Origin of the sequence: Tamaricihabitans halophyticus (assembly GCF_004340875.1) — a bacterium.
Taxonomy (GTDB): domain Bacteria; phylum Actinomycetota; class Actinomycetes; order Mycobacteriales; family Pseudonocardiaceae; genus Tamaricihabitans; species Tamaricihabitans halophyticus.
On sequence record NZ_SLXQ01000011.1, the window covers coordinates 103,003 to 126,821 of the forward strand.

Annotated in this window: 18 protein-coding genes; 14 read left to right on the forward strand and 4 right to left on the reverse strand. The window is 66.0% G+C overall.

Going from position 1 to position 23,819, the window contains the following annotated elements; translation table 11 throughout:
• Window positions 1–45 precede the first annotated feature (45 nt).
• Window positions 46–774, forward strand: coding sequence for a VOC family protein (locus tag EV191_RS21920; protein WP_132879026.1), 729 nt, complete (start codon window positions 46–48; stop codon window positions 772–774).
• Window positions 775–849: 75 nt separating this feature from the next.
• Window positions 850–2,130 carry an MFS transporter gene (locus tag EV191_RS21925; protein ID WP_132879027.1) on the forward strand — a complete coding sequence of 427 codons (1,281 nt, stop codon included), beginning with the start codon at window positions 850–852 and terminating at the stop codon, window positions 2,128–2,130.
• Here the strand turns inward: EV191_RS21925 and EV191_RS21930 are convergent.
• Window positions 2,127–2,726 (reverse strand): Rv1733c family protein, encoded by a 600-nt coding sequence (locus tag EV191_RS21930; protein ID WP_132879028.1) that lies wholly within the window; start codon window positions 2,724–2,726, stop codon window positions 2,127–2,129. The genes EV191_RS21925 and EV191_RS21930 overlap by 4 nt on opposite strands.
• A gap of 195 nt (window positions 2,727–2,921) precedes the next feature.
• Here EV191_RS21930 and EV191_RS21935 point away from each other — a divergent pair, with 195 nt between their 5' ends.
• The 8 genes from EV191_RS21935 (at window position 2,922) to EV191_RS21970 (ending at window position 12,600) form a co-directional block, all read left to right on the forward strand.
• Window positions 2,922–4,712: a GAF domain-containing sensor histidine kinase gene (locus tag EV191_RS21935; RefSeq protein WP_243659131.1), complete on the forward strand. Its 1,791-nt coding sequence runs from the start codon at window positions 2,922–2,924 to the stop codon at window positions 4,710–4,712.
• Window positions 4,713–4,845: 133 nt separating this feature from the next.
• On the forward strand, window positions 4,846–5,790 hold the full coding sequence (locus tag EV191_RS21940) for a universal stress protein (protein ID WP_132879029.1): 945 nt from the start codon (window positions 4,846–4,848) through the stop codon (window positions 5,788–5,790).
• Window positions 5,780–6,676, forward strand: coding sequence for a universal stress protein (locus EV191_RS21945; protein ID WP_165913049.1), 897 nt, complete (start codon window positions 5,780–5,782; stop codon window positions 6,674–6,676). The genes EV191_RS21940 and EV191_RS21945 overlap by 11 nt, the downstream gene beginning before the upstream one ends.
• Window positions 6,677–6,798: 122 nt before the next feature.
• Window positions 6,799–7,455 (forward strand): response regulator, encoded by a 657-nt coding sequence (locus EV191_RS21950; protein WP_132879031.1) that lies wholly within the window; start codon window positions 6,799–6,801, stop codon window positions 7,453–7,455.
• Between the two features lie 148 nt (window positions 7,456–7,603).
• Window positions 7,604–8,815, forward strand: coding sequence for an alpha-hydroxy acid oxidase (locus EV191_RS21955; protein ID WP_165913050.1), 1,212 nt, complete (start codon window positions 7,604–7,606; stop codon window positions 8,813–8,815).
• A gap of 21 nt (window positions 8,816–8,836) precedes the next feature.
• Complete coding sequence (locus EV191_RS21960; protein ID WP_132879033.1) at window positions 8,837–9,838, forward strand: acetamidase/formamidase family protein; 1,002 nt, start codon at window positions 8,837–8,839, stop codon at window positions 9,836–9,838.
• 42 nt (window positions 9,839–9,880) lie between these two features.
• The gene (locus tag EV191_RS21965; RefSeq protein ID WP_132879034.1) at window positions 9,881–10,642 is read left to right on the forward strand and encodes an SDR family NAD(P)-dependent oxidoreductase; all 762 of its coding nucleotides are present in this window, start codon (window positions 9,881–9,883) and stop codon (window positions 10,640–10,642) included.
• A 377-nt stretch (window positions 10,643–11,019) separates the two neighbouring features.
• Window positions 11,020–12,600, forward strand: coding sequence for a prenyltransferase/squalene oxidase repeat-containing protein (locus EV191_RS21970; protein WP_243659132.1), 1,581 nt, complete (start codon window positions 11,020–11,022; stop codon window positions 12,598–12,600).
• Between the two features lie 9 nt (window positions 12,601–12,609).
• On the opposite strand, the gene EV191_RS21975 is transcribed toward EV191_RS21970, so the two are convergent.
• Window positions 12,610–13,779, reverse strand: a complete 1,170-nt coding sequence (locus EV191_RS21975) for an MFS transporter (protein ID WP_132879114.1) — start codon at window positions 13,777–13,779, stop codon at window positions 12,610–12,612.
• A 209-nt stretch (window positions 13,780–13,988) separates the two neighbouring features.
• Between EV191_RS21975 and EV191_RS21980 the strand changes: the two genes are divergently transcribed.
• Both EV191_RS21980 and npdG read left to right on the forward strand, forming a co-directional pair.
• A complete protein-coding gene (locus EV191_RS21980; RefSeq protein WP_132879036.1) occupies window positions 13,989–17,156 on the forward strand; it encodes an arabinosyltransferase domain-containing protein in 3,168 nt (1,055 codons plus the stop codon).
• Window positions 17,157–17,270: 114 nt separating this feature from the next.
• On the forward strand, window positions 17,271–17,945 hold the full coding sequence (npdG, locus tag EV191_RS21985; protein WP_243659133.1) for an NADPH-dependent F420 reductase: 675 nt from the start codon (window positions 17,271–17,273) through the stop codon (window positions 17,943–17,945).
• A gap of 70 nt (window positions 17,946–18,015) precedes the next feature.
• Here the strand turns inward: npdG and EV191_RS21990 are convergent, their stop codons facing one another.
• Together EV191_RS21990 and EV191_RS21995 are read right to left on the reverse strand one after the other, a co-directional pair.
• Entirely contained in the window at window positions 18,016–20,178 is a 2,163-nt protein-coding gene (locus EV191_RS21990; protein WP_132879037.1) for a 3-hydroxyacyl-CoA dehydrogenase NAD-binding domain-containing protein, read from the reverse strand.
• A 34-nt stretch (window positions 20,179–20,212) separates the two neighbouring features.
• Window positions 20,213–21,427, reverse strand: a complete 1,215-nt coding sequence (locus tag EV191_RS21995; RefSeq protein WP_132879038.1) for an acetyl-CoA C-acetyltransferase — start codon at window positions 21,425–21,427, stop codon at window positions 20,213–20,215.
• A gap of 451 nt (window positions 21,428–21,878) precedes the next feature.
• Here EV191_RS21995 and EV191_RS22000 point away from each other — a divergent pair, with 451 nt between their 5' ends.
• Together EV191_RS22000 and EV191_RS22005 are read left to right on the forward strand one after the other, a co-directional pair.
• On the forward strand, window positions 21,879–23,144 hold the full coding sequence (locus tag EV191_RS22000) for a TetR/AcrR family transcriptional regulator (RefSeq protein ID WP_132879039.1): 1,266 nt from the start codon (window positions 21,879–21,881) through the stop codon (window positions 23,142–23,144).
• A complete protein-coding gene (locus tag EV191_RS22005; RefSeq protein WP_132879040.1) occupies window positions 23,141–23,818 on the forward strand; it encodes a TetR/AcrR family transcriptional regulator in 678 nt (225 codons plus the stop codon). The genes EV191_RS22000 and EV191_RS22005 overlap by 4 nt, the downstream gene beginning before the upstream one ends.
• Window position 23,819: the final 1 nt, after the last annotated feature.

Genomic DNA, 23,819 nt, shown 5'->3' on the forward strand with positions numbered 1-23,819 from the left:
GAGCAGCCACGGTTCGACGTTTGGACCGTCGACGTAGGGAGCACCGTGCGAGCTGGCATTCCGCGGCCGAACCCGTTCTGCTGGATGGACATCAAGACACGGGACGTCACGGGTACCGCCGCGTTCTGTACGGCGGTGTTCGGCTGGGACTTCGCCACGGAACCGGACGCGATCCGGCGGGCCACGACGATATCCGTCAGAGGGCACCCGATCGGCAGCGTCAGCGACCTGGCCACGGGCCCCTATCCACCCGAAACGCCCGCACATATCGCGTACTACCTGGCCGTTACCGATGTCGATCGCCGCGCCGCGATCGCCGAGCGCGAGGGCGCCGAGGTTGTGCTGCCGCCCGTCGATATCGGCGCCGAGGGAAGGCTCGCGACACTCGTGGATCCGCTCGGCGCCGCGTTCTCGCTGTGGCAGGCCGGCACGTTCACTGGATGGTCGCTACCCGCGCCGGCCGGCGGAGTTCCGCATCGCTTGGTGCTGAACTGCACTGACCCTGACCTTGCCGAACGTTTCTACCGGAACACGCTGGGTGTGCTTCCGCCGGAAGCCACCTTCCGTGGCGCGACGGCGAGAACAGTCAAGGAACCCCGCTGGGAACTCGCCGTGCTGCTGGACGAGCCGGGAGGGCTCGCCGGAGTCATGGCCAAGCACGACGCGATGCCGCCACATCGCTCCGCCACGCTGGAGAATTCGCTGCGGCTGCATAGCCGGGAAGGATTGGCGTCGTACGTGCTGCCGACCGACTCGACGACGCCGCAACGGTAGGGCACCCGGACGGAAAGACGTGAACCATCGCGCATTGGACAATTAGTTAGTTGTGCATGCTATACATTCAGCAGGATGGCCGCGATTCGTACGGATACGGTCGGCGTAGAGACCGCCGACCGGCCGGCGCGCGGGATGTTCCGGCTGCTCATCGATCCCCTGTTCGGGCTGTTCTTCTGGGGCAAGCTGCTCTCCACTACCGGCGTGTGGATCCATAACATCGTCGCGGCCCTGATCGCGTTCCAGCTCACCGGATCGGCGTTGGTCGTCGGTATGGTCAGCGCGGCGCAGTTCCTGCCGCAACTACTCCTGACCCCGCTGAGCGGCACTATGGCCGACCGCGGTCGGCGGGAGCGGCAGATTATCGTCGGCCGGCTCGTCGGCGCCCTCGGTTCCGGCGGTCTCGCCGCCTGGATCTGGTTGGCTGGCGGGATCGAGGGGTTGCCCGGCGCCGCGCCGATCGTGGCCAGTTCGGCCGTGGTGGGCCTGAGCTTCGTGATCGGCGGCCCCGCGATGCAGTCAATCGTGCCGGCGCTGATTCGCAAGGGTGAGCTCGCTCCCGCGATGGCGTTGAACGGCACGCCGATGATCGCCGCGCGGGTCGCCGGTCCCGCGTTGGGCGCGTTGATCGCGGTGCAGTTGAGCCCGGCGATCGCCTTCGCACTCGCCGCGGCCGGCAACGCGCTGTTCGCGATCTGTGTATCGCTGCTCACCGTGCCGCAACGCCCCCGGCCGGCCCGAGGGACTGATTTCTCGGTACGCGCCGCGCTGCGGTACCTGCGTACCGATCGGCCACTGATCCTGCTGTTGGTCATCGTCGGCGCGGTGGGTATCGGCGCCGAACCATCCGTGACGCTCGGCCCGGCGATCGCGGACAGCCTGGGCGCGGGCAGCGGCTTCGTTGGCTGGCTGACCTCGGCGTTCGGCATCGGAGCCGCGGTCGGGCTGCTGATATTCACTCCACTTCGCCGTGGCCTGGGGCTGGCTCGGTCGACCAACGTGGGGCTAGCCATCCTTGCCATCGGACTGTGCGCGGTATCCGTCGGGCACACTCAGACGCTCACCCTGCTGGCCTTCGGCGTAGCCGGGATCGGCATGACGCTCGCGTTCACCGGCAGCAGCACTCTGTTGCAGGCTCGACTGCCGGAGTCATTGCGCGGCCGCATCATGGCCTTGTGGCTGGTCGCGTTTACTGGCCTGCGGCCGGTTGCCGCGGGGCTGACCGGGTTGCTCGCCGACATCGCGTCGATCGCCATCGCGGTACTCGCTACCGCGATCGTGGTCGCCGTCGCCGCCATGGTGTGCCGACCAAAACTACTGACCGTCCCGGTCCCCCACACGGCGGAACGCGGCTAACGCGTCTTGCCTCGCCACCTCGGTTCCACGGCTTCCCATTCGGCTGCCCAGACGGCGAGCTGGCGACGCAGCAACATCCACCTGATGGCCCAGTAGCAGAGGAAACAAGCCAGGAACCAGCCAAGCGCGACGAACATGCCTGCCATGACCGCTTGATCCTTGGCCTGCCGGGATGTTGGCGGCGGGCTCGTCGGCTGTCCCTGCTGGTCCGTCCACAATGCGACCTTCGCGCCGGCCGGTGTCCCGTACTCGACCGGAATCCGCCCAGTTCGTTCGCTGCGATCCGAAGCGGTCCAGCGTGCTTCGGCGGTCGGTTCACCGCGGGCATGCACCCCTTCGAGGGCCCGCCGGGCTGGCACCGACTCCAGTACGGTCGCGACGACCTCGATCCGGTCAGACCGCTGCGCCGACTCCGCGATCTGGTCAACGGCCAGCTGGTTGACCGCGATCGCCAGCGGCGGCACGGCGAGCGCGGCGACAATGAGTGCGATGAGCAGGCCGGACTCCACCCGGTCGACAGACCGACGAAGCGCGTTGTGACCTATCCCCAGCCGGTGCAACACCATCGACAGTCGAATCGCAAAACGCGTATGCATCGCGTCCTCCACGGGTGCGTGCCGAGAAACCCCATCGTCGCGCCCGTCCTCAGCTACCCGAGCGAGCCAAAAGTCACCAAGCAGGGGGCCCTCGGCACCAATCCGGCACCTACGCCAACGCTTCCCGTCCGCCGTGTCCTGCGGAAACACCGCGAACCCGCTAATCTGTCAAGGTCGTACTCCAGTCTGCGGTGATTGGGTGGACATACTGTGGGCAAGGATTCGGTTCCCAGACAAGAAAAACGATCTACTGACGAAGAAAAGGTCATACCGGACCTCAGTCAGTTGCGCCTGGACACGCTACTGCGGGAATTGGTGGAACGCGCCTCCTACGTCCTTGAATCGCAGCGGCAGGTGCATCAACTGCTGGACGCGGTCGTCTCGGTGGCGAGCAACCTGTCCTTGACCGACGTACTTCGTCGAATCGTGCGGTCGTCGTGTCATCTGGTCGGCGCCGAGTACGGCGCGATGGGCGTACTGAGCACTGACCAGCGGAGCCTGCGCGAGTTCATCTATATCGGGATCGACGACGCACAGCGGGAGCTGATCGGCGATCTGCCGCACGGGAAGGGCATCCTCGGCCTGCTGATCAACCAACCACGGCCGATCAGACTGCGCGAACTCCAGCAACACCCCCAGTCGTATGGATTCCCGCCGAACCACCCACCAATGAAATCGTTCCTCGGCGTACCAGTACGGGTACGCGGCGAGGTTTTCGGCAATCTGTATCTGACCGAGAAGCAGGGTGGTGGCGAGTTCACCGCCGAAGACGAAACGGTTGTTATCGCGCTGGCCGCGGCCGCGGGAATCGCCATTGAGAACGCGCATCTCTACGAGCAGACACGACAGCGCGAATCCTGGCTACGCGGTTCCAACGATCTCACCGAGCGGTTGCTGGCTGGGCAAAGCGCGGCAACCGCACTCCAACTGGTGGCCAACCGAGCGAGAGAGATCTCCGATGCGCCGCTGGTCGCGGTCGCATTACCCAACCTGGAGGCGAATGCGCTGGTATTCGATGTCGTCGTCGAAGAATCCAGCTCTGGCCTTTCTGGGTTCCGCGTGGACATGTCAAATAACGTATTCGGCGAGGTGTTCACCAACGCTCAGCCGCGTATCCGGCCGGCGCCGTCGGGCGATGTCTCTGGCTCCACACCCGGACAGATCGGCGAATTGCCGGCGCAGCTCAAAGAACTGGGCTCGACCGCGGTGGTACCCCTTGCCGCCGGGCAACACGTGCTCGGCGTGCTGGTGATCGCGAAACACCAGACGCAGATCCCGTTCCACGACACCGATCTGCAAATGGTGCAGAACTTCGCCGCGCATGCCGCGCTGGCCATCGAGTTTGCCCGCGCGCAAGAAGACCGGCAACGCCTCGCCGTGTACGAGGACCGCGATCGCATCGCCCGCGATCTGCACGACCTGGTTATCCAACGCCTGTTCGCGGTCGGACTCGGGCTACAAGGCATGGCCCGGATGGTCGAACGTCCGGAACTGGCCGGCAGGGTCAATGGCTATGTCGAGGATCTCGACCAGACTGTCCGGGATATTCGCCGAAGCATCTTTTCCCTGCAGCAACCACCGGATAGCCGCGTTGGCCTGCGCAGTGAGCTGTTGCGGATCGTGCAGGACGCGGCCACCGCGCTCGGATTCGAACCCACCGTCGGGTTGGACGGCCCATTGGATTCCCGCGTGCCGGACGAGATCCGGCCCGATGTCCTCGCTACCTTGCGCGAAGCGCTGACCAACGTAAGCCGGCACGCCACCGCGACCGCGGTCGGCGTCGATGTCACGGTGGACGGCGAGCGCGAGATTCTCCGACTCACGGTGCGCGATGACGGCGTTGGTTTCTCCGGCGAGCCGGACCGCCGCAGCGGCCTTGCCAATATGACCCAGCGTGCACAGCGTTGGGAAGGCGAGTGCTTGATCGAATCGTCCCCTGGCCAGGGGACGAGCATCCTGTGGTCGATCTCGCTGCACGCCAGGTGACGGCACGGCGAACTGGTGACCTATGACCCCTACCTGAGGCCGACCGGCCCTGGTGAAGATCGTCCCGCCAGCGGAAAACTCGGTGCTCGTAGCCCCAGCGAAAGCTGGGCTCGCGACGAGAGGACCGATTGAGATGGCGAGCAGCGGGCGGCGACCGATCGTGGTCGGGGTGGACGGCTCTCGTTCCGCGGTATCCGCCGTGCGGTGGGCCGCGGATGCGGCACGGTTACGGGACGCGCCGTTGGCGATCGTCCATTGCTACACCGTGCCGACCGCCGGCTATCCCGACTTCGTCACGACCCTGCACGAACTTCGCGAGGGGATCCGCGCCCGCGGCGAGCAATGGCTGGCCGAGGCCACGACCACCGCGCGCGAGGTGGGTCCGAACCTGCGGGTACACACCGAGCTGCGGGAGGCGCAGCCGGTCCCCCTGTTACTGGCCATGGCGCACGACGCGCAACTCGTCGTACTCGGCTCACACGGCCTCGGCGGGTTTACCGGGATGCTGCTCGGTTCGACGGCGCAGGCACTCGCCGCGCATGGGAACACACCAGTCGCGGTGATCCGGCACGAGCTGGTGAGCACGCCACCGGCCCCCGGCCCGATCGTCGTCGGCCTCGACGGCTCACCGGCCAGCGAAACGGCCCTTGGCCTGGCGTTCGAGGAAGCCCGGCTCCGCGCCACCGGCCTCACCGCGGTACGTGTCTGGCGCGGCCCGATGCCTGGCGGAAGCGCCGAGTCAGGCTTGCGGGACGCGGAAACCCGCCGAGAACTGGCTCACCAGCTCGACGGTTGGCGGGACAAGTATCCCGAGGTCGCGATTGACCAGGTGACCGTGCGTGGCCGGCCGGCACCCACGCTGTTGCGCTATGCCGAACATGCCCAGCTGGTTGTCGTCGGTTCCCGAGGCAGGGGCGGTTTCCGCGGACTGCTGCTCGGGTCGACGAGCAACAGTCTGCTGCACCATGCCCGCTGCCCGGTACTGGTCGCCAGGGAATCCAGCGCCGGCGCGCCGGCCGCCGAGCACTCCGAGTCGGCGCCGGCCATATCGACCGAGGAGCCGCACGATGTCAAGTGATAAAGCCCCGATCGTCGTCGGGATAGCCGAATCCAACAACCAGGAACTTGCCGTGGCGTGGGCGGTCGCCGAGGCAGCGCGGTGGAAGGCCCCACTACGCCTGGTCCATGCCGTGGTCGCCACCGGGCTCTTCTTTGACAACCCTCCGCCACCTTCCGGTTTGCTCGATGAGCTCATGCGGGCAGGCGAAACCGTGCTGGACGACGCACACGCCAGGATTACCCAGCTGGCCCCCGACCTGGTCGTCCAGCGGGAACTGCGTGCTGCCCATCCGAGCAGCCTGCTGCTCACCCAGGACCCCACGCCACGCACGGTCGTCCTTGGCGCGCCACATACCCACGTCATGGACAGGTTGTTCGTAGGATCGACGACGACCGCCGTCGCGGCGCACGCGCACTGCCCCGTCGCCGTGGTGCGCACCGCGCATCCCGACCAGGGCCTACCAACAGCGGGTCCCGTCGTGCTCGGCCTCGACTTCGGAACGAACAGTGAGATGGCTATCGAGCTCGCATTCCAGCAAGCCGCGCAGCGCGGCACCGAGCTGCTCGTGATGCATGCGACCACCGACAGCGAGACGCAGGTCAGGGTGATCGAATCGTTCGCGGTGAACTGGGAGCCGGTACTCGACGTCCAGCGGCGTCAGCTCGACGACCGACTCGCCCGCTGGCGAGACAAGTATCCCCAGGTACCGACTACCGTGCAGCTCGCGCATGGCCGGCCACGACACGAGCTGATCGAGGCCGGTAAGCGGGCGCAGCTGCTGGTGGTTGGCAGCCGGGGACGCAGTGGTTTCCCTGGGCTGCTGCTCGGCTCGACCAGCCACGCGCTGCTCCACCACGCCCCATGCCCGGTGATCGTCGCCCGCTCGACCTCCGCGGCGAGTTGAGCATGGCCATGGGCGACTCGCTGGGCGATATGCGGACCCTGTTCCGCCTCGTAGGCTGGACACGGCGACCGAACTCCTGTTTCGTCGAACGCAACGTGGTTGCCGAAGGAAGGTAGTCGCTGATGATCCGAGTCTTTCTCGTTGATGATCACGAGATCGTGCGGCGCGGTGTAGCCGATCTGATCGAGTCAGACCCTGAACTGACGGTCACCGGCGAGGCAAGCAGCGCCGCGCAGGCGCTGGCCAGGGTGCCGGCGCTACGTCCCGACGTGGTCATCCTGGATGTCCGGTTACCGGATGGCAACGGTATCGAGCTGTGTCGCGACCTCCGCGCCAAACTGCCCGAACTGGCCGCGCTGATCCTGACTTCCTACACCAACGAGGAAGCCATGCTGGACGCAGTTCTCGCGGGTGCCGGCGGCTATGTGATCAAGGATATCCAGGGTATGCGGCTGCTCTCGGCGATCCACGAAGTAGCCGAGGGCCGGTCGTTGTTGGATACCCGCGCTGCGGCGACCCTGATGGACAAACTTCGGCAGGACAGCGCGCCGTCCGGGCCACTTGCCCAGCTGAGCCAGCGGGAACGGGACCTGCTCGAACTGATCGGCGAAGGGTTGACCAACCGGCAGATCTCCGAGCGGATGTTCCTCGCCGAGAAAACGGTGAAGAACTATGTGTCCAGATTGCTCGGCAAACTGGACATGGAACGTCGCACGCAGGCAGCCGTACTGGCCACCGAATTGCGTAAGGACCGCCAGGACGGCGAGCGCAACTGGTAACCAGCCGTCCCTGTCGGGTCGACCAGCCCGCCGTCAGCTGTCGCTGATCGACAAATTGCGCCACAATCGCTAGCGGAGACCTCGCGCGCGGGTCAACGCCTGGGCGAACCGTGGTCGGCGGACGGCGAGCGGAAGGCGACTGGTGCTCATGCGTAGGCAACTGCCGCGTTGGTCAGAGTTCAAGCCACTGCTGCGACCGCGGCGGATCAGCCTCAAGCCAGTGAACCGGCGACTCGCGGCCGCGCACACCATCGCGGACCTGCGCGCTATCTCGGCACGGCGGATACCGAGAGCGGTGTTCGACTATGTCGACGGCGCGGCTGAGGAGGAAGTCAGCATGCGCCGCGCCAGGGAAGCGTTCGACCAGGTCGAGTTCCGGCCGAACGTCCTCAGGGATGTCGGCACGGTGGATACCGAGGTATCCGTACTCGGCCGCACCTGGCCGGTGCCCTTCGCCTTGGCGCCTACCGGGTTCACCAGGATGCTCCAGCACGAAGGCGAGCGCGCGGTGGCGCGTGCGGCGCAGCGGACCGGCGTGACCTTTGCACTGTCCACAATGGCTAGCACGACGATCGAAACAGCCGCCGCGGAGGCACCAGCGGCGAACCGGTGGTTTCAGCTGTACGTTTGGCGCGATCATGGTTTCGCCAAGGAGCTCATCGAGCGCGCCCACGCTGCCGGCTACCAGGCGCTGATCCTCACCGTGGACACGCCGGTCGGTGGCGCGCGATTGCGCGATGTACGCAACGGGCTGAGCATCCCGCCACAACTGACCGCGCGGACCGTGCTCGATGCGGCGCGGCACCCTAGCTGGTGGTTCAACCTCCTCACCACGGAGCCACCGACGGTGGCCGCGCTTGGCGACCGGCAGGGCACCGCCGCGCAGTTGGTGGACCAGCTGTTCGACCCCTCGATCACCTTCGCGGATCTCGACTGGATTCGCGGGGCCTGGCCGGGACCACTGATCGTGAAGGGAATCCAGACCGTCGCCGATGCCCGCGCGGCCGTCGACCATGGCGCGGACGCACTCGTGGTGTCCAACCACGGCGGCAGGCAACTTGACCGAGCGCCTACCCCGCTGCGGCTGCTGCCTTCCGTTGTCGACGCGGTCGGCGATCGCGCTGAGGTGCTGATGGATTCCGGTCTGCGTAGCGGTAGCGACATCGCCGCGGCGATCGCCATGGGCGCGCGGGCCTGCCTGGTCGGCAGGGCGTTCCTGTACGGCTTGATGGCCGCCGGCGAGTTCGGCGTGCAGCGAGCCATCTCGATCTTGCACACCGAGCTGGCTCGAACCATGCGGCTGCTCGGGGTGTCGGCGGTCAGCGAGCTGAACCGGGAACACGCGATCCTACGCGATTGAACACCCGCGAAAGGAGCACCAATGGAGGTCGTCGAGTTCAGCCCAACCCCGGAGCAGTACGCGTGGACTTTCGGTGGCGTGGCGCCGATCCGGCACGTACGTCCGGGTAGCCTGCTGCGGCTGTGGACCGAGGACGCGTTCTGTGGAAACTTGCGCGATATTACCGATCTGCCAAGCCGCGCGCTCACGATGCCGTTCGTGAACCCACAGACCGGTCCGTTCTATGTGGACGGATCGGAGCCAGGTGACACCCTTGCGCTGCATTTCGTGGATCTCACTCCAGCGCGCGATTGGGCCGCATCCGCGACGATCCCGTTCTTCGGCGGGCTGACCGGCACCGACCGAACCGCGATGCTGCAGCCGGCACTCGACGAACGAACCTGGATCTACCACGTCAACAGTGCCCGGAACTCAGTCGAGTTCGTCGCGCATGCCAGCGATTTTCGCCTCGAGTTGCCGATGTCGCCGATGCTTGGCACGGTTGGGACGGCGCCGGCAGCTGGCGAGGCACGGTCCTCGCTCGTTCCCGATACCTTCGGCGGCAATATGGACACTCCGGAAATGCGCGCCGGGGCGACCTGTTTTCTAGCCGTCAACGTACCTGGCGCGCTGTTTTCGGTTGGCGATGGCCATTACCGGCAGGGTGAGGGCGAAGCCTGCGGCACCGCGGTTGAGGGCGCCATGCATGTCACGATGCTCGTCGATCTGATCAAAGGCGGCGCTCCAGCGTGGCCACGAATCGAAACGGACGACCACCTGGCCTCGGTGGGTTCGAGCCGACCGCTCGAGGACGCATGGCGAGCCGGGCAACGCGACATGATCAGCTGGTTCGGCGAGCTCTACGGTCTGGACCCCCTGGACGGCTACCAGCTGCTCACCCAGATCAGCGAAGCACCATTGGCCAATGTGGTGGATGCCAACTACAGCTCGGTCACGAAGGTGGCGAAACGCCTGTTGCCCACGGCCACGGCCTATCAGGGAATGCACCAGAAGATGCGTCAGCTGGCCGCGACGATCGGCTGACCACCAGCAGCACCTCACCCGGAAGAACAGGAGTTCGGATCCATGGACCTGCAACTGAACGGGCTGCGCGCCCTGGTGACCGGCGGGACCAAGGGAATCGGCCGAGGGATCGTCGAAGCCCTCGTCGCGGAGGGCGCCAAGGTCGGCTTCTGCGCCCGCACCGAGGAGCAGGTCAACGATTTCGCCGCCCAACTAACCGAAGCCGGGCACACCGCTACTGGGTCCGCTGTGGACGTCGCGGACATCGAAGCCGTTCGGTCCTGGGTGGACAACGCCGCGGCAGCACTCGGCGGGCTCGATATCGTCGTCGCCAACGTCAGCGCGCTGGCGATCCCCAACGAGCCATCGAACTGGCGGATCAGCTTCGACGTGGACCTGATGGGCACGGTTGGTCTCGTGGATGCCGCCATGCCGCATCTCGAGCGGAGCACCGCCCCGTCGATCGTGACGATCTCCAGCGTTTCCGGGAGGGAAATCGACTTCGCCGCTGGCCCCTATGGCACCTTCAAAGCCGCCATCATCCATTACACCCAAGGGTTGGCGTATCAGTTGGCGGCACAGGGAATCCGCGCAAACAGTGTCTCGCCCGGCAACACCTATTTCGCCGACGGCGTCTGGCAGACAATGGAGCAGAACAATCCGGAATTCTTCGCCGAGGCACTCGCGCTCAACCCGACGGGCCGGATGGCCACCCCGGCGGAAGTAGCCAGGGGCGTCGCGTTTCTTGCCAGCCCGGCGGCAAGTTTCATCACCGGAACCAATTTGCTGATCGACGGGGCGCTGACCCGCGGCGTGCAGTTCTGATCCGATACCCGCAACGACCACTCGCGTGGAGTCACGCTCCGTACAGTTCACCAAACGCAATACTCCTCCGGGGTTGCCCCCTGGTTCGATACGTTCGCTTGCCTCGCTGCTGACCGCGACGTTACTCGGCCAAACGACCGAAGATTCGTGCACGGTCCGCAAGGGTGCTGCTACCTTCGGCTCATGTCCCGTAAACGATCTTGAGCGCCGCACCCGAACCGAGCCACCGCCGCAGACCAGCCACAACGACCGCCCAGCTAATGCGTTGTCGTGTCATCGCGGAAGCGGTAACCCATTCTCCGGAGGAAGCTCCAGTGGATTCAATTACAGCATTTCTGAAAAAGATTGACTCAACCGCATCGAATCTTGTTTCAGAAATGCTCAGCGATCCGTACGGAAAATACTCCCCATCCATTTATGAAACCGGGCGGGTAACCGCGGTCGCACCGGAGTTCGCCGGACAACAACTCAGATTGCAATTCCTCCTGCGGACCCAATGCGCGGACGGCAGCTGGACCGGACGACCGGGATACTGGATCCTACCTACCCTGAGCGCGACGGAAGCGCTGCTGCGCGCGATGCGAAATCCCCGGCAGGCGACGGCCGCGGGGATCCACGCCGAACACCTCGACCGCGCCGTGAGCGCCGCGCTGCGCGCGCTGCACGACCGGCTCGGCCCGACCGGCGAGGCACTACCCGATACCGTCGCGGTCGAAGCGCTCGTACCGTGGCTGGTGGATGAGGTAAACACGCAGCTCGGCGACGCGGATGACGGTGCGCTGGCCGGCCGTATCCCGGATGAACTGCGCCGACCACTGCGATACCCACCCGGGTGCATACCCGAACTGCTCGCCGAGCTTCGCGAGGCGGTGGCCCAGCGACAACCGATTCCCGACAAACTCCGGCATTCCAGCGAGATGCTGGGCACAGGCATCGCCGAGCTACCGGATTTCCAGCCGGTGACCGGTACTATTGGCTGCTCCCCCGCCGCAACCGCTACCTGGCTTGGCGAACGTCTCGAATACGAATCCGGTCATCCCTCGGCGCGCTACCTGACCGAAGTGCAACGCCGCTATGCGGGTCTCGTGCCGGTCGCCGCGCCGCTACCTACCTTCGAACGCGCCTGGGTCAGCGCCACCATTCTGACCGCCGGCTTCGACGTCACTCCGCCAGCGCGCCTGGTCGCGGACCTTGACCAGGCGCTCGGCCAGGAAGGCGCCCCTGGCGGCGCTGGTCTGCCGCCAGATGTGGACGACACCGCGGCGGTGCTGCACACCCTGGCGCGCCTCGGTAGTCCGCGAGCGCCCACCGCGTTGTGGCATTACCTGGTCGATCCGCATTTCTGCTGCTATCCGAACGAACGCACCCCGTCCACCAGCGCGAACGCGCATGTGCTGCTGGCACTCGGCGCCACGCTGCGGGTTGGCCAGGCCGCGGCGCGACGCCAGGTCGAGATCATGCGCCGGTTGACCCAGTGGCTGTGCGCCCAGCAGCAGCTCGACGGCGCGTGGACGGACAAATGGCATGCCTCGCCCTACTACGCGACCGCGCGATGCGCGCTGAGCCTGCACGAGTACGGCGGCGCTACCGCACACCCCGCGCTGGACAAGGCCGTCTCGTGGGTACTCGCGAACCAACGTCCGGACGGCTCGTGGGGGCACTGGGAAGGCACCTACGAGGAAACGGCCTATGCCATGCAGATCCTGCGGTGTGGTCAGGCACCCAGATCAGCGACCGCCGATGAGGCGCTGGCGCGCGGCTGTGCGTTCCTGCTCGACTGGGATCCGACCGCCGAACATCCGCCGCTGTGGCACGACAAGGACCTCTATACGCCGATCAGAGTGGTGCGGATCGAAGGACTGGCCGCGCTGCGCACCGCGCTGAGCGATCCGCGCGTCACCAGGGCGCTGCGGCCACAGAGCGTGGAACGGATCGGCCAACCAATCGGCCAGCCGTAATCGCATCGGTCAGCGGCGTCCCGCCAGCAGCAACGCGACGGCGGTCAGGGCCATCATCCCGAACGCGGACAGCCACGCGGCGGGCACGCCCTGGGTACTGGCGAGCACGCCAAAAATGATCGGGCCGAGCGCGCCGCCAATGAACACCCCGGTCTGGGTCACCGCGGTCGCCGTGGCGACCCGGTCCGGGAACCGCGCGGCGACCGCGAAGTTGAACACGCCCTGCCACGCCCAGCCGAAGCCAAAGCCGAGCACCAAACCAACCAGGAACAGCACCGGCTGCCCGAAGGCGAGCAACAGGAAACCGATCGAGCCCACGATCACCATCGTGGTGACCATTCGGAGCAGGTTCGGCTTCCTGCGATCGGCGAGGGCACCGGCACCCAGCCGGCTCGCCAGGCCGGCCGCGGAACCGAGCGCGAGCATCAGGCCGGCGTTGCCCTCTTCATAACCGACCTCCACGGCGGTCAACGTCACGAACGCGCCCATCGCGTTCGCCGCGGCTGCCCCGAATCCCGCGGCGATGCTGAGCAGCGTGAGCAACACGCCCGTGGACCCACCGCTGTTCCGAACTCGCGCTTTTGGCCGGGTCCAGCGCAATCGGGGGACGCAGACGGCGCTGAGCAACGCGAGTAGCCCGGCGATCGCGAACACCCACCGCCAGCCAATCGTCAACGCGATCGCCGGCACCGCCAGTCCGGCGGAGAGCGTGGCGGCGGGAATGGCCGCCTGTTTGACGGCGAAGGCAAAACCACGCCGATCCGGCTTGACCCGCCGCATGAGCAGCTCGTTACTCGCGGGTTGGCACAGCGAATTGGTTACCCCGGCGAGGGCGATCACCCCGAGCAGCCAGCCGGCGTTCGGCACCGCGGCCAGTCCGAACAGGCACAGCGCGCTGCCCAGCGCCGCGGACCGCATCGCGATGGTCGGTCCGACCCGCTCGGTTACGGCCGCGAACGGTCGCGCCGAAACCGCGCCAGCGGCGAAGAAGATGGATGCGGCCGCGCCAAGTAGAGCCTCGGTGAGGCCGAGTTCGGCACGAAGCTGCACACCGAGGCCGCCGACCAGGAACACCGGCATGACACACACGGTGACCAGCAGGCCAACGGATAGCAGTACTCCGCCGGTACCTCGCTGGTCCCGACCGGCGTTGATCTGCTCGCTCTCCGCTAACGACATGGCCACTTCGCAAAAGCTTAGCACTGCTATCTAACTAGTTTGGCTTGTCGTTGTGCGGTACTGACCACATGTCGCCGCGCGCCGCGGCGCGCGACTTCGGCCCGTTGGCGCCCGAACCGGCAGAGGGGTGGCCAATTCGGCCACCGGTGCGGGTGGGTTAGCGTTGCGCGGTGTCGTCCCCCGCAACCGGCTCATCTCCTGGGAAAAAGGTGCCTAGCTCGACAGAAGAAGATCAGGACACTGGCGCGACCAAGGCATCCGGGCCAGCCCCAGCTCGGTGGAGATCGCTCGCCGTCCTGTTGGGCCTGATCGCGGCCATCTGCGCGATCGCGGTCCCCTTCCTGCCCGTCACGCAGGACACCGCCAAGATCGCGTGGCCGCACAATGGCGACACATCGCAGGTCAACGCTCCGTTAACGGCGTACTGGGCGCAGGATATGCAGATATCCGTGCCCTGCTCGTCCATCCAGTCGGTCGATGCGCGCCATCAGGACGGGCGCGCGATGCTGATGTCCACGGTGCCCCCGGACCGCACCGGTTTCGGGTCCGGGATGCAGCTACGAGTCGACGGTAATCTGCTCACCGTGGTCAACCGCGGCCAGCAGGTCGCGGAGCAACCACTGCCGCCGCAGGGTTGCGATGTGCGCTACTCCTCGGACGCGCACTCGACGTCGGTCACCGCGGGCGGCGAAACCATCTTCGAGGAAGAGGGCGATATCCGCCCGCGGGTCCTCGGCATCTATTCGGATATCCAGGCCGAACGGGATCCGATTGACGGTCTGGGCGTTTCGATCACGCCGGACACCAGGTACGAATCCTCACCCACCCTCTGGAAGACCGCGATCTCGCTGATCGGTGTGCTCGCGTTGATCGGCTGCCTGATCGCGGTGAGCAAACTGGACGCGACGGGCGCCCGCCGCGCGCCCCGGCTGGTTCCACTCGGCTGGTGGCGGCTGAACCTGCGCGATGTCCTGGTCATCGGCGCACTCGGGATCTGGGTGATCATCGGCCCGGTCACCGCCGACGACGGGTACATCCTCTCGATGGCGAAGGTCCGCGAGGACGTTGGCTATCTCACCAACTACTACCGCTGGTTCGGCGTAGCCGAGGCACCGTTCGGCTGGTTTTACCACGTCTACGAGCTGATGACGCACGTCAGTTCGGCCCCACCCTGGGTTCGACTGCCCTCGTTCCTGCTCGGCGTACTCAGCTGGTTCCTGATCAGCCGCGAGGTGCTGCCTCGGCTGGGCACGGCGGTGCGCAGCAGCCGTGCCGCCGGCTGGGCCGCCGCCGCGGTGTTCCTGATCTGGTGGATGCCGTTCAACAACGGCTTGCGTCCCGAGCCGGTGGCCGCGGCTGGTTCCCTGCTCGCGCTGACCGCGGTCGAACGGGCACTGGTCACCCGCCGGCTGCTACCGCTGTGCCTCGGACTGATCGCGGCCGCATTCACCCTGGCCGCCACGCCAACCGGGATGATCGCGGTCGCACCGTTCCTCGTCTCCGCGCGGCCACTGGCACGACTGCTGCGTAGTCGCGCGAGCGAAGGGGGCTGGCTGCAGCTACTGGCGCCGATCCTTGGCTCCGGATCCATCGTGCTGATCGTGGTGTTCGTCGACCAGACCTTCGCCAGTGTGCTGGAAGCCACCAGGCTGCGGGGCTTGGTTGGTCCCAGCCTCGGCTGGTACGAGGAGTTCGCGCGCTATCGGCTGCTGTTCGACAGTAGCGCGGACGGCTCACTGAGCCGGCGGTTCCCGGTGCTGCTGCTGTTGTTGTGCACCGTTACCTGCCTTGCGGTACTGCTACGCCGCGGCCGGATTCCCGGTGCCGCGCTTGGCCCCACCCGTCGACTACTCGGCACCATCGCGCTGTTCTTCCTGCTGATGGCGCTGACCCCGACCAAGTGGACCCACCACTTCGGCGCGTTCGCCGCGGTTGGCGCCTCGATCGCGGCACTCACCGCACTGACCACGAGCGCGAACGTCCTGCGGTCCAAACGCAACCGGCGCGCGTTCCTCGCCGCGTTGCTCGGTATCTCCGCGCTCGCGGTGACCGGGCCCAACGCCTACTGGTTCGTGTCCAAACTGGGCGTTCCGTGGAACGATATTCCACCCGAGATTCTCGGTATCAGCATCGCGACCCTGCTGGTGCTGGCTGCCTTGGTGATGGCCGCGATCGCGTTCATCGAGAACATCAGGGCCGGTCTGCAGAACACCGACCAGTTCGTTCGCAAACCGGAACGGCCCCGCAGGGCGCTGCTGCTCGGTTCGGTGTCCCTGGTGGCGATCTGTGGCGCGGTCGCCATCGCGGAATTTGGCAGCATGGCCAAGGCGATCCACAAGCAACGAGACAGCTACAGCCTCGGCGCGGCAAACTTCGAGCACCTCTACAAGAGCAGCTGCAACCTCGGCGACTACGTGACAGTGGAGCGCGATCCGATCGCCAGCGTGCTCCAGCCACTGCCGCCGGAACAACAGCGCACGGTGAATCCCAATCCGGCACCACCGGACCCAGGCGTTGAGCTACCACCGCTGGAACGGACCACCGAACGGGTCCAGGTTGGTTTCCACAGCGATCCGGTTGCGCACGATGACCCGATCTCAAAGCCGCCACACGGTTCCAAGACCGAAAATGCTCCAATGTGGAGCAGTTTCCGCAACGAGCAGAGCCCGATCGGTCAGCTGCGCACCAACTGGTACGCCTTGCCGGCGGAGGCTGACGATCAGGAGGTCGCGATCTCCGTCGCCGGTGAGGAAGACAAGGCCGTTGAGATCAGAGCCGAGTTCGGCAAGCACACCCCCAACGGCATCGAGGTGGTTCGGGAAACCACCGTGGAGATGAAGGAGTCCGAATCCAGCACCTGGGCCGATACCCGGTTCGCCGCCAGGGAGTCCGCCGAGGACGAGGTCATGCGCCTGGTCGTGGAGGACAACGACGTCACCGAAGACGGCTGGATAGCGCTGACCAGTCCACGGTTGCCGGAACTCACCACGCTCACTGAACTCGTCGGTGACGAACCGACCTATATGGACTGGCCGGCTGGCTTCGTGTATCCCTGCGTCCAGCTGCCAACCACCCAGGACGGGATCAGCGAGATTCCGAAGTACCGCATCACGGCTTCGCCACTGGCTGGCGACGGGAATGTCTCCTCAGCCAAGGGCGGCGGCCCACTCGGCTGGATCGAAGAGGTCGCCAATCAGCCCGAGGTACCCAGCTACCTGGCCGGGGACCGCGACCAACCGTGGGGCCAGCTACTCAAGGTGGAGCCGTATGAGGACGGTGTCGAACCACACGTGATTCGCGAACAGGAAGTCCGACCAGGTTGGTGGTCGCCGGGGCCAGGGCCGAGCCAAGCGGACGGGAGTACTGAGCCTCGCTAATCAGCTAGGGTCAGCGCGTCAGATGTATTGAGTGGCACTTTCGGACCCAGGCGGATCCCCGTAGCTGCTTGCCGACGGCGGCACGAGGATCCATCGACGGTAGGGAGCTTTGACGTGACCGATGTACGAGAGATGACCATTGGGGTGTTCGGCGGCACCGGCCCACAGGGCAAGGGTCTGGCCGTGCGGTGGGCACGAGCTGGCCTACGGGTGGTGATCGGCTCCCGGGACGCCGAGCGGGCCGGCCAGGCCGCGGCGGAGATCGCCGAATTGGCTGGTTCGGACACCGTGTCCGGCGCGCAGAACGCCGACTGCGCGCGCAGGGCGGATATCGTGCTCGTCGCGGTGCCATGGGACGGGCACGCCAAGACGCTCGAATCGTTGCGTACCGAACTCGCCGGCAAGATCGTCATTGACTGCGTGAACCCGCTGGGCTTCGACAAGCGCGGCCCGTACGCGCTTGTCGTCGATGAAGGCAGCGCCGCGCAGCAGGCGGCGGCACTGCTGCCGGAATCCCGGGTGACAGCGGCTTTCCACCACGTTTCCGCGGTGACCCTCGCGGATGTGTCCATTCCGGAAGTCGATATGGACGTACTCGTGCTCGGGGATGACCGTGCAGCCACCGATGTGGTGCGTGAACTGGCCGACGTGATCCCGGGAGTGCGGGGAATCTACGGCGGCCGACTGCGCAACGCGCACCAGGTCGAGGCGTTTACCGCGAATCTGATCGCGATCAACCGGCGCTACAAGGCACACGCCGGCCTGCGGATCACCGATATCGACAGCTGACCCTCGCGTAGCCAGCATGGCAAAGAAGGTGGGGCGGCTTTTCCTGACCGCCCCACCTTCTTTCGTACGGCTACTCGAAAATCTCGCCGCGCTCCGCCTTGGCCACCAGCGAAGCTGGCGGCGCGAACCGCTCACCGTAGTGGTCGGCCAACTCCTTGGCACGGGCGACGAAACCCGCTACCCCGCCGGCGTAGTTGTTGATGTACTGGATCACACCACCGGTCCATGCCGGGAAGCCGATGCCCATAATGGACCCGATATTCGCGTCCTGGACCGACCGAAGCACGCCCTCGTCGAAGCACTTCACCGTCTCCAGCGCCTCCGCGAACAGCATCCGCTCCTTCATGTCCTCGAAGGGCAGCTCGGTACCCCGCGCGAAGTGCTCCGCGAGCCCTTCCCACAGACCGGCACGTTTGCCGTCCGCGTAGTTGTAGAAACCCGCTCCGGCGGATTTCCCGCCACGTTCGAACTTGTCGACCATCCGGTCGATCACCGAATCCGCCGGATGCGGTGCCCAGGTGCCACCCGCCGCCTCCACCGCGGCCTTGGTCTCCTCCCGAATCTTGCGCGGCAGGGTCAGGGTCAGCTCATCCATTAGCTGCAGTGGCGGCGCGGGATAACCTGCCTGCGAACCAGCCTGTTCCACAGAGGACGGTGCTACGCCCTCGGCGACCATGGCAACGGCTTCGTTGATAAACGTGCCGATCACCCTGCTGGTGAAAAAGCCCCTGCTGTCATTGACCACGATGGGGGTTTTCTTGATTTGCTGCGCGACGTCGATCGCCTTGGCAAGCGTCGCCTCGCTGGTCTTCTCACCACAGATGATCTCGAGCAGCGGCATCTTGTCCACAGGGGAAAAGAAGTGCAACCCGATGAAGTCGTCCTGCCGCTTGACACCTTCGGCGAGGCCGGTGATCGGGAGCGTCGAGGTGTTCGAACCGAGTACCGCGTTCGGTGCGACGATGTCTTCGATCTCCTGGAAGACCTTGTGCTTGAGTTCCTGGCTCTCGAATACCGCTTCGATCACCAGGTCGCAGCCGGCAAGGTCGTTCGGATCGGCGGTCGGGGTGATCCTGGCAAGCGTCTCGTCGGCTTTGTCCTGGGTGAGCTTGCCGCGCGAGACCTGCTTGTCGAACAGCGCTACCGAATAGCCCTTGCCCTTGTCCGCGTTCTCCTGAGAGACATCCTTGAGCATGACCTGCATACCGCCCCGCGCGCAGACGTAGGCGATCGCGGCCCCCATCATGCCGGCCCCCAGCACCGCCACCTTGTTCGCGGTGAACGTCGGATAGCCATCCGGGCGGGAGCCACCCGAGTTGATGTGCTGCAGATCGAAGAAGAAAGCCTTGGTCATGTTCTTCGCGACCGGACCGGTTGCCAGCTCGACGAAGTACCGCGACTCGATCACGAACGCGGTGTCCACATCGACCTGTGTTCCCTCGATCGCAGCCGCCATGATCTTGCGCGGCGCGGGCATGTTCGCGCCCTTGAGCTGCTTACGCAGGTTCGCAGGGAACGCGGGCAGATTGGCCGCAAAGCTCGGATTGCTCGGGGTGCCGCCGGGGATCTTGTACCCCTTGGTGTCCCACGGCTGGGCCGCTTCGGGGTTTGCCTTGATCCAGGCCTTGGCTGCGGGCACCAGCTCATCCACCGAGGACGTCAGCTCATTGACCAGTCCCAACTCGGCAGCCTTCGCCGGCTTGTGTCGCTGGCCCTGCAACAACACGTTCAGCAGGGCGTTCTGAATCCCCAGCAGTCGTACCGTACGCACGATCCCGCCACCGCCCGGCAGCAGACCGAGACTCACCTCGGGCAGGCCGATCTGCGAGCCGCGCACATCGGCCGCGATGCGATAGTGACAGGACAGGGCGATCTCCAGGCCGCCACCGAGCGCGGCGCCGTTGATGGCCGCGACCACAGGCTTGCCAAGCTTTTCCAGCCGGCGCAGCTGTGCCTTGGTTTCGGTGACCTGCTTGAAGACCTCCTCGGCGTGTTCCGGCTGCACCTGGATCAGATCATTGAGGTCGCCACCGGCGAAGAACGTCTTCTTCGCGGACGTGATAACGACACCGGTGATCGAGTCGCGCTCGGCCTCGAGCCGGTCCACGGTAGCGGCCATCGCGGACCGGTACGTCTCGTTCATCGTGTTGGCCGACTGATCCGGGTCGTCCATGGTGAGTACGACGATGCCGTCCGCGTCGGACTCCCAGCGAATCATGTTCTGTTCAGTCATTCGGTGTCTCGATTCCCTTTCGAAGTCCGGCCGTTCAGACGCGCTCGATCAGGGTCGCCAGCCCCATGCCGCCGCCAATGCACAAGGTGATCACGGCGCGGTTGGCCTGCCGCCGTTCCAACTCGTCCACCATCGTGCCCGTGATCATCGCGCCAGTAGCGCCGAGCGGATGGCCCATCGCGATGGCACCACCGTTGACGTTGAGCTTCTCGTCCGGGATACCCAGATCCTTCTGGTACTTCAGCACAACGGAAGCGAACGCCTCGTTCAGCTCGAACAGATCGATATCGGCCACCGAAAGCCCGGTCTTGGCGAGCAGCTTGCGAGTGGCCGGCGTCGGCCCGGTCAGCATGATCGTCGGATCGGCACCGCTGGTGGCGGTCGCCACTACACGGGCCCTCGGGGTCAGGCCGAGTTCGTTGCCGACCTGCTCGCTGCCGATCAGCAGCAGCGCGGCGCCGTCCACGATGCCCGAGGAGTTCGCGGCGGTGTGTACGTGGTTGATCGCCGCTACGGAGTGGTACTTCTGCAGGGCGACCGCGTCGAACCCGCCCATCTCGCCAATGCCCTCGAACGATGGCGAGAGCTTGCCCAACCCGGCAACCGTGGACTCCGGCCGCATATGTTCATCGTGGTCGAGGATGGTGATGCCGTTCTGGTCCTTCACCGGGATCACGGACTTCGAGAAGTAACCGCCGGACCACGCGGCCGCGGCGCGCTCCTGCGAGCGCACGGCATAGCTGTCCACGTCCTCGCGGGAGAAGCCCTCGATCGTGGCGATCAGGTCAGCGCCGATTCCCTGCGGTACGAAGTAGGTCTCGTAGCTCGTCTCCGGGTCCATCGCCATCGCGCCGCCATCAGAGCCCATCGGCACCCTGGACATGGACTCGACGCCACCGGCGAGCAGCAGCTCGTCGAACCCGGCACGTACCTTCTGTGCCGCGGTGTTCACCGCTTCCAGCCCCGAAGCGCAGAACCGGTTGAGCTGTACCCCGGCAACGTGGTCGGGCAGTCCGGCGGCCAGCGCGGCGATACGCGCGATCACCGAACCCTGGTCACTCACCGGCGAGACCACGCCGAGAATGACGTCCTCCAGCCGGTCGGTGTCCAGATTCGGGTGCCGCTTACGCAGTTCGTCGATCAAGCCGACCACCAGTGAGATCGGCTTCACCCCATGCAACGAGCCGGTCGCCTTGCCGCGACCGCGTGGGGTGCGGATCGCGTCGTAAATGAATGCTTCGGTACTCACGCTAGAACCGGTCCTCTCTGACATACCCACGTTCGACGAGACCCATGTTCCGGTTGGGCCCACGCTCGGCTGGCATCCGTCGCGCCGCGCCCGACCCGGCGGTTAGCCCCGAGTCTACGATGCGAATAAGCATTAACTTAGCCGCTACTGTTGTCCACTTGTCAATAGTTCCGCGCGCCACCTAACGTGATGTCGATACGGTGACACGGATGCGCAGCGGAGGCAGCGAGTTGGATGGTTATGACAAGACCCCCCATCCGGCTAACAATGCGGTCGTGACCAGCGCCGTTACCCTTCGGCACGGCCGAGCAGGACACCGCCGAAGTACACCCGGTCGCGGGCAGCTCGCCCATTTGAACGTTGTGACAGGTCACACATCGATACGGCGCCACGCGGGTGTCGCCCGAGCGAGCTCGGACCGCGCTCGTTCCCGCGCCGTTGGCGAGCCACGATGACGGCCGAGGTGAGTGCCGCGCCCCGGCCGCGCGGAACCCGCAAACAGCAGCTCGGCGCGGTCGCGGCGAACCTGTTCCTCGAACACGGCTACCTCGGCGTCGGCGTCAACGACATCGCCACCGCGGCGGGTATCAGCGGGCCCGCGCTGTACCGACACTTCCCTAGCAAACAGGCATTGCTGGCGCATGTACTACTCGAAGGCATCGGACACGTGCAGCACGCGGCCAGCGGGCAGCTGCATTCGATGCGAGCGCCGAGGACCAGGCTGGACGCCTTCGCGACCGCGCTCGCCGAGGTAGCGGTCACCCACCGCGGCGCGGCCGCGTTATGGCGCTGGGAAGGCAGGCACCTCGCCGAACACGACAGGGAACAGGTTCTCGGCACGGCGAACGAGGTCATGACGGACTGGGTCGCGTTGCTGCGCGAAGCCCGGCCCGAACTATCCGCCTCGGCCGCCCAATTGCGCTGCTGGGCCGCGTTGAGCGTGTTCGGCAGTGTCGCCGTACACCGCACAAGCCTGCCCAAACGCCAGTACGTACCGCTGATCGCGCGGCTGGCGATGGCCGTACTCGATGCCCACCTGCCGTCCTCGGTACCGCCACGCCCCGTCTCAATCGAGCCAGACCAACCCTCGACCACCAAACGCGAGGAGCTACTTGCCGCGGCAACCACACTGTTTCGCCGGCACGGTTTCCCCGCGGTCAGCGTCGAGGAGATCGGCCAGTCCGTCGGGCTGGCCGCGGCCAGCGTGTACCGGCACTTCCCCAGCAAGGCGGATATGCTGCTGGCCGCCTGCCACCGGATGGCGGCAACGCTACGAGCCGAAGCCGAGCACGCGGTCATGGCCGCCGACAACCCGGCAGAGGCGCTCGACCGGCTCCTCACCGCCTACGTCGACATCGCCGCGGACAACCGCGATCTGCTGGCCGTCTACAGCACGGACACGCTGCATCTGCCACGAAGCAGGCGGGCCGAGCTGACCAGTCTGCAGCGGGATTACGTGGCGCACTGGGTGGAGCTGGATCGTCGGTTGCGGCCGGCCCGTACCGAGCGGGCGAGTCGGATCGCCGTACACGCGACCCTGACCATCGTGAACGATCTGGTCCGTACCGGGAAGACCTGGCGCCACCCCCAGCCACGGGCGGAGTTGATCGCCATCGGGAGGCAGATTCTGCTCGCCGAACCGGCCGAGCCGCCGTCGAACGATCCAGGGGCGGAGAGCACCAGTATCCGCGCCACGACTGAACCGGAGTTTCGATGACCGCGGCAACAACACCGCGCTGGCGGCGGATGGAACCAGACGAACGCAAGCAACAGATCTTCACCTGCGCGATTCGCCTGTTCAGCGAACATCCCTACGTTGACGTGTCCACAACGGATATCGCACGGGCGGCGGGAGTAGCACGTGGACTGATCAACCACTACTTCGGCACCAAACGCGAGCTGTATCTGGAAGTTATCCGGGTCATGGTCACGATCCCGCACAGCGCGATGACCCAGATCCCGGACGGCTCACTGGACGAGCGGATCGACGCCAGCGTGAACTGGTTCCTGGACACCGTGTCCCGGCACGGCAAGATGTGGATCTCGGCGATCGGCGCGGAGGGGTTTGGGCAGGACCAGGACGTGGAGCGAATCCTCGCCGAAGCCGACGATATCGCGGCCGAACGGGTGCTGGAAGCCGTCGGACTCACCGAGGCGCCTCGGCACCGCTCCGAAATCCGCGCGATGATCCGCGCGTACGGGGGCATGACGAAGACCGCGATGCGGGAATGGCTCAGCCACGGCATCCTGCGCCGCTCGGACGTACATCTGCTGTTGACCGGTACCCTGCGGGCGCTGGTTCGGGATGTCTTCCCCGCGCTACGGGCGAGCGACCAGGCCAGTGAGCACAACCAGGCCAACAAGCACGGTCAGCGCGGCCCCACTGGCTAGC

What these genes read in the sequence shown, in the direction of transcription:
- EV191_RS21925 (WP_132879027.1), top strand. Translation starts at nt 850, where the DNA reads ATGGCCGCGATTCGTACGGATACGGTCGGCGTAGAGACCGCCGACCGG.
- EV191_RS21930 (WP_132879028.1), bottom strand. Translation starts at nt 2,726, where the DNA reads ATGCATACGCGTTTTGCGATTCGACTGTCGATGGTGTTGCACCGGCTG.
- EV191_RS21940 (WP_132879029.1), top strand. Translation starts at nt 4,846, where the DNA reads ATGGCGAGCAGCGGGCGGCGACCGATCGTGGTCGGGGTGGACGGCTCT.
- EV191_RS21945 (WP_165913049.1), top strand. Translation starts at nt 5,780, where the DNA reads ATGTCAAGTGATAAAGCCCCGATCGTCGTCGGGATAGCCGAATCCAAC.
- EV191_RS21950 (WP_132879031.1), top strand. Translation starts at nt 6,799, where the DNA reads ATGATCCGAGTCTTTCTCGTTGATGATCACGAGATCGTGCGGCGCGGT.
- EV191_RS21955 (WP_165913050.1), top strand. Translation starts at nt 7,604, where the DNA reads ATGCGTAGGCAACTGCCGCGTTGGTCAGAGTTCAAGCCACTGCTGCGA.
- EV191_RS21960 (WP_132879033.1), top strand. Translation starts at nt 8,837, where the DNA reads ATGGAGGTCGTCGAGTTCAGCCCAACCCCGGAGCAGTACGCGTGGACT.
- EV191_RS21965 (WP_132879034.1), top strand. Translation starts at nt 9,881, where the DNA reads ATGGACCTGCAACTGAACGGGCTGCGCGCCCTGGTGACCGGCGGGACC.
- EV191_RS21970 (WP_243659132.1), top strand. Translation starts at nt 11,020, where the DNA reads ATGCTCAGCGATCCGTACGGAAAATACTCCCCATCCATTTATGAAACC.
- EV191_RS21975 (WP_132879114.1), bottom strand. Translation starts at nt 13,779, where the DNA reads ATGTCGTTAGCGGAGAGCGAGCAGATCAACGCCGGTCGGGACCAGCGA.
- EV191_RS21990 (WP_132879037.1), bottom strand. Translation starts at nt 20,178, where the DNA reads ATGACTGAACAGAACATGATTCGCTGGGAGTCCGACGCGGACGGCATC.
- EV191_RS22000 (WP_132879039.1), top strand. Translation starts at nt 21,879, where the DNA reads ATGACGGCCGAGGTGAGTGCCGCGCCCCGGCCGCGCGGAACCCGCAAA.
- EV191_RS22005 (WP_132879040.1), top strand. Translation starts at nt 23,141, where the DNA reads ATGACCGCGGCAACAACACCGCGCTGGCGGCGGATGGAACCAGACGAA.